This window comes from Flavobacterium sp. (assembly GCF_044373165.1).
Taxonomy (GTDB): Bacteria; Bacteroidota; Bacteroidia; order Flavobacteriales; family Flavobacteriaceae; genus Flavobacterium.
Window position 1 is genome coordinate 47,783 of sequence record NZ_JBILQL010000007.1, and the last position, 6,077, is coordinate 53,859.

A 6,077-nucleotide genomic window follows, 5' to 3' on the forward strand; every position below is an offset into this window, starting at 1 on the left:
TTTTTTTAATATTCTAACTTTCCTATGTGTCTCATATTACGCAAGATTTTATCTTTTCTTCTTTCAATATAGGAAGAGGAATTAGTTGCTTTGTATTTTAAAGGATTGGGTAAAATGGCAGCAATTCCGGCGGCTTCTCTTTTGGTAAGGTTGATGGCTGATTTTCGGTACCAATGTTGGGCAGCTTCCTCAGCACCATAAACGCCTTTTCCCATTTCTATACTGTTGAGATAGACTTCCATGATGCGTTCTTTACCCCAAATAAGTTCAATGAGCACTGTAAAATAAGCTTCTAATCCTTTTCTCAGATAGCTTCTTCCTTGCCACAGAAACACATTTTTGGCAGTTTGTTGCGAAATGGTACTTCCGCCTTTGATGCGTTTCCCTTTTTGATTGTTTTTGAACGCTTTTTGCATCGCTTGAAAGTCGAAACCGTAATGATTCAAAAAATTACCATCTTCACTGGCAATAACCGCTTTTTGAAGATTGGGTGAAATTTCTTCCAACGGAACCCAATCGTGGCTTAAGACAGCGTCTTTTCCTTCCCATTTATTTTCTACGGCACGAATGGCCATTAAAGGGGTAAACGGAATCGGCACCCATTTAAACACTATTACCAATAAAATGGAAATTGCAAAAAACCAAAGCATGGCTTTTTTGAGCCAACGTAAAATCTTTCTTATCATACTTTAATTCACTAAATCGGCTAATTCTTGACCTATTAAACTTCCAATCGCCACGCCCATTCCGCCCAATCTGACACCGCAAAACACATGGGTTGACAATTGCTCAACAATTGGACGCTTACTGGAACCCATACCCATTATTCCGCTCCAGCGATGGGCGACAGTAAACTCAGTTCGAGGTAAAATTACTTCTTTTAACAATGTCTCCAAACGATTCTGGATTAATTCAGTCTGTCCTAACACGGTGGTAGTTTCTCCTTTAAAATCGAGATTTCTTCCACCACCTAACAAAATACGATTGTCAATATTACGGAAATAATAATACCCTTGATCTAAGTGAAATGTGCCTTTGATGTCTAAATCAGGAATCGGATTAGTGATTAATACTTGTGCTCGCACCGGTTTCACTTGGTTATTTGTCAAATCAGCGGCAAAACCGTTGGTTGCGAAAAGTAGTTTTCCGGTGGTAAAGCTAAACTCATTTAATGCCACTTTTACGCCATCCGTTTTTTCTTGAAAAGCCATGACTTCAATTTGATTGAGAATCAAAATATTGTTGGCAGTTGCTTTCTTTAGTAATGCGTGCATCATTTTTCCGGTATCGATTTGCGCTTCATAAGGATTAAAAATAAGGTATTCATGAATTCCTTTAAAATCGAAGCGATCTACTTCTTTAGTAAACACTTCATTTCGGAAAACCGATTTCAAAATATCATTCACAAACGGCATTCGCTGTAAACACTCATTATAACTATTCTCATCAGATTGCAAAAACAATTCGTAGCCACCAAAAGGTTTAAAGTCGATTGCCTCATCTCCTAAATTCTTTCTTAGCAGTTGGAGTCCGTTCCAACGCTTTTGAATGAGTTGAATTACTTCCTCTTCACTGTGACTTTTTAAGTCGTCTAAAATCTCCGAAAGGCTGCCAAAACAGGCAAAACCCGCATTTTTAGTACTGGCTCCTTGAGGCAAAACCCCTTTTTCCAAAACTACTATTTTGCTTTCCGGAAATCGCTCACGTAAGGCCAAGGCACAATGCAACCCAACTATACCACTGCCTACAATGGTAAAATCGACATTTGTAAACCAATTTTTTAGTTCCCAATAACTAAAATTCATTTGTAATTTTTTTTAAAAATACTTTTTTTCAGACTTTCGATGTAACTAGTTGTTGATTTTTTTCGAATTATTTAGCATTTTAATCAAATACTTGCCTAATTCTAAAAAACAACGGTGTAGTTTGTTGATTTGTTAACATTTTTAGCGTTTTATTTCTTGAATTGTAAAAAATAATTATAATTTTGAAACTATAATTTAACCCAATTAATTGATTTATGAAGTACAAATTACTCACGGTTGCTTTACTGGCTTTCAGTAGCATAGCTTTTTCTCAAACCGGGAATTCGCTTTGGAACACCACCACAAAAAAGAGTGATATGATTCTGTTGGAAAGCAGTTTACTATTACCTGAAAAAAACCTATTCACCCTGAATTTAGAGCAGCTAAAAGCCGCTTTAATCAATACGTCTCAGCGTTTTGGCAATAACAGAAACTCAGGAGTTATACTATCCATTCCTAATGAGAATGGGGTTTTGGAAAGATTCAACATTTATGAAAACCCTGTTTTAGATCCGGCATTAGCTGCTCGTTATCCGGAAATTAAATCATATATCGGAATTGGTGTTGACAACCCAACTACTACATCTTATTTCAGTGTATCGCCTTTAGGTTTTAAAGCGATGACTCTAAGTGCTGACAAGGCAGCAGTTTTCATCGAGCCGATTTCACAAGATTTAACAACCTACACCGTTTACAGAAAATCCGACAAAGCCGCTTCTTTCAATGCTTTCGAATGTTCGGTGATTGATAAAGCAACACGACAATTGGATGCAAGTACTCTAAGACCGAATGCGGACGATTCTACTTTACGTACTTTTCGCTTAGCTGTATCCACTACCGGAGAATACACTGCTTATTTTGGAGGGACCGTAGCAGGAGCACTAGCCGGAATAAACGCCTCTATGACTCGTGTTAATGGTGTTTTTGAAAAAGATTTTGCCATAAGAATGGTGTTAATTGCCAACAATGATGCCGTAATTTATACGAATGCCTCTACCGATCCCTATACGACCAGTTACAATAGTCAACTACAAAGTACATTGACCTCTGTCATTGGAGAAGCAAATTATGATGTAGGCCATTTATTTGTAAGAGCTTCAAACAACGGAAATGCCGGCTGTATTGGTTGCGTTTGTGTCAACGGTTCAAAAGGAAGTGGCTTTACCTCAAGCACCATTCCAACAGGAGATACTTTTGACATTGATTATGTAGCTCATGAAATAGGACATCAATTTGGTGGAAACCATACTTTTTCTATGAGTAATGAAGGCACCGGTGTAAACATGGAACCGGGTTCCGGTTCTACCATTATGGGTTATGCGGGAATCACTTCGCAAGACGTTCAGCCCAATTCAGATGCCTATTTTCACGCGGTTAGTATTCAACAAATTACTAATAATGTAAAAGCTAAAACTTGTCAAACCAACACCGCTACAGGAAACACAGTACCAACAGCCAATGCCGGTTTAGATTATACTATCCCAAGAAGTACACCATTCATGTTAACCGGTTCCGGTACTGATGCCAATGGTGATGTATTGACATATAATTGGGAACAATTTGACAATGCGGCCAGCACTGCTACCGGAGCCAGTTCTGCAGCGAGTGCCACAAGAACCAGCGGACCAACTTTCCGTTCTTACAATTCCTCAACTTCACCGGTTCGTTATTTCCCTAGAATTCAATCGGTTTTAGCCGGTGCAACTACTACTGCCGGTACGGAAATTACTGTTGAGGCTTTGCCTTCAGTAGCCAGAACTATGAACTTCCGATTGACGGTTAGAGACAATAGAGCCGGTGGTTCTGCTAACAATAGCGATGATATGATAGTTACGGTTAACGGAACAGCCGGACCATTTACGGTAAGTGCTCCGAATACAGCCGTTACTTATGCCGGTAACAGTTCTCAAACAGTAACTTGGAACGTAGCAGGCACAACCGCTAACGGAGTAAACTGTGCCAATGTTGACATCCTATTGTCTACTGACGGCGGATTTACTTATCCCATAACATTGTTGGCTGCAACACCAAATGACGGTACTCAAACTGTAACTATTCCAAATTTAGCCGGAACAACCAATAGAATTATGGTAAAAGGTACCAATCACATCTTCTTTGATGTGTCTAATGCTAACTTTACTATCACCAATTCGGCACCAGACACAACAGCTCCTACTGCTGCTACTTTGAGCGCTTCAGGGACAACGGCAAACTCAACTAACTTATCATGGTCAGGTGCTACAGACAATATCGGAGTTACGGGTTATGATGTATACCAAGATGGTGTAATCAGAGCGACAACAACAGCAACTACTTTTGTAGCAAACGGATTAACAAGTGCTACTCCTTACAGCTTTTATGTAATTGCTAAAGATGCTGCCGGTAATATGTCTCCGGCGAGTAATACAGTAAATGTAACTACACTTACTTCGGATACAACGGCACCAACGGCTCCAACATTAACTGCCTCAGGAACAACATCCTCTTCTACCAACTTATCATGGACAGGCGCTACCGATAACGTAGCTGTAACTTCATACGATGTTTATCGCAACGGATCATTCTTGGCTTCCACTGCTGCCACTACTTATGCTGCCTCTGGCTTAACCGCTTCGACAGCTTATACTTTCTATGTGATTGCTAAAGATGCTGCCGGAAATGCTTCTGTAGCCAGTAACACTGTTAACGTTACTACATTAGCCAATTCGGTAACATATTGTACTTCTCGTGGTAACAATACGGCGGACGAATTCATTAACCGTGTACAACTGGGCAGTATAAACAACTTATCAGGTAATAACGGAGGTTACGGAAACTTTACGGCGCTTTCTACTAATTTAGTGCGCGGAACAAGTAATACCATTACGATTACACCAGCTTGGACCGGAACCATTTTCAGAGAAGCTTACAGAGTTTGGATTGATTATAACAGAGATGGTGACTTCCTGGATTCAGGAGAACAAGTGGTAAATGTAACCCGAACCACCGCAACACCTATCGCCAGAAGTTTTACGGTACCAACAACTGCACTACTCGGATCTACCAGAATGCGTGTTTCTATGAAATACAATGCATCGCCAACCTCTTGTGAAATTTTTGCAGATGGGGAAGTGGAAGATTATACAGTAAACATTACTGCAACGGCTAGACCTGAAGATAGTTCCGCAGCAGCCTTGTCATTTACTTTATACCCGAACCCGGTTAAAGGCGATTTGTTAAATATTGCTAATTTGGAAGAAGGTGCTACTTACAGAGTATTTAACCTAATGGGACAAGAATTAGCCAAAGGCAAAATTGAAAATAATGCCGTTTACGTTGGCTCCTTAAAAGCCGGTGCTTATTTAATTGAAATCTCCACTGGAACAGCTACCAACACTAAACGTTTCATTAAAGAATAACTATCAAAACCCAAAATTATTGAAAAAGACCACTCTCGAAAGGAGTGGTTTTTTTTAATTGTTTAGGAGCGAAAGGTCTGGGGTTTCTTGCTGTCCGTGTTCCTGCTTTCCACTGCAATACAAAAGGCTTCCCGAAAAGGAAGCCTTTTGTATTTTCGCTCCAATCAGGGCTAGTAAGGTTTTGTCTTTGACTAAATCAGTAGGATTGGAGAGCCATTATACTGAGTATTGGTTTTATACCATCCCTAATGGGATTTTGGGATTAGTTATATCCTCACACCAAGATAATACGCTAAAGGGATTAGGTTTCCGGCTCTATCTGCCTTAAAAATAACATAGAATGGTCGATAAACACTATGAATGCCATAAAGTAGATTCAAGTATAATTTACGCTAAACAAATATTCAACTGCTTACTTTAAATTAAATCTATTTACGATTAACCTTTAACTATGAATAAACTTTATTTCCGATAAAGAGTAAATTAATTGGTGACCGTTTGCCTGTTTTAAAAAATAAAAATTATAAAACACCCCATTTCATAACATTGAAATAAAAAACCTAAAACCAGAGAGCGAAAAAATAGTAATCTAAAGTTTGATATGCACTAAGGAAAGTAAACGAATATCCACTTCATTCAAATAACATCTCTCAAAAAGAACCGGTAAACTTAAATAAAAAAGCCCAAACAGTAATGCTTGGGCTTTTTTTATAAGTATTTCGGGATTACTTGACAATCAAGAATTCAGAGCGTCTGTTTTGAGCGTGTTGCTCTTCTGTACAGTCTTTGCCACAATCTACTTTTGGCTCTAACTCACCCATTCCTTTAGCTGAAATGCGACTGGCATCGATGCCTTTAGAGATAATGTATTGTG

Annotated in this window: 4 protein-coding genes; 1 reads left to right on the forward strand and 3 read right to left on the reverse strand. The window is 39.0% G+C overall.

Features of this window, described 5'->3' with window-relative positions:
* Positions 1-5: 5 nt before the first annotated feature.
* Both mtgA and ACIQ32_RS02295 read right to left on the reverse strand, forming a co-directional pair.
* Positions 6-686 carry a monofunctional biosynthetic peptidoglycan transglycosylase gene (gene mtgA / locus ACIQ32_RS02290; protein WP_396194042.1) on the reverse strand — a complete coding sequence of 227 codons (681 nt, stop codon included), beginning with the start codon at positions 684-686 and terminating at the stop codon, positions 6-8.
* A gap of 3 nt (positions 687-689) precedes the next feature.
* The gene (locus ACIQ32_RS02295; protein ID WP_396194043.1) at positions 690-1,805 is read right to left on the reverse strand and encodes an NAD(P)/FAD-dependent oxidoreductase; all 1,116 of its coding nucleotides are present in this window, start codon (positions 1,803-1,805) and stop codon (positions 690-692) included.
* 215 nt (positions 1,806-2,020) lie between these two features.
* Between ACIQ32_RS02295 and ACIQ32_RS02300 the strand changes: the two genes are divergently transcribed.
* The gene (locus ACIQ32_RS02300; RefSeq protein WP_396194044.1) at positions 2,021-5,203 is read left to right on the forward strand and encodes a reprolysin-like metallopeptidase; all 3,183 of its coding nucleotides are present in this window, start codon (positions 2,021-2,023) and stop codon (positions 5,201-5,203) included.
* 725 nt (positions 5,204-5,928) lie between these two features.
* On the opposite strand, the gene ACIQ32_RS02305 is transcribed toward ACIQ32_RS02300, so the two are convergent.
* Positions 5,929-6,077, reverse strand: a 149-nt coding sequence (locus tag ACIQ32_RS02305; protein WP_396194045.1) for an OmpA family protein, incomplete at its 5' end; no start/stop codon positions are given.

Excerpts from the sequence above, each read along its gene's own strand:
- ACIQ32_RS02300 (WP_396194044.1), top strand. The coding sequence starts at position 2,021 with ATGAAGTACAAATTACTCACGGTTGCTTTACTGGCTTTCAGTAGCATA.
- mtgA (WP_396194042.1), bottom strand. The coding sequence starts at position 686 with ATGATAAGAAAGATTTTACGTTGGCTCAAAAAAGCCATGCTTTGGTTT.
- ACIQ32_RS02295 (WP_396194043.1), bottom strand. The coding sequence starts at position 1,805 with ATGAATTTTAGTTATTGGGAACTAAAAAATTGGTTTACAAATGTCGAT.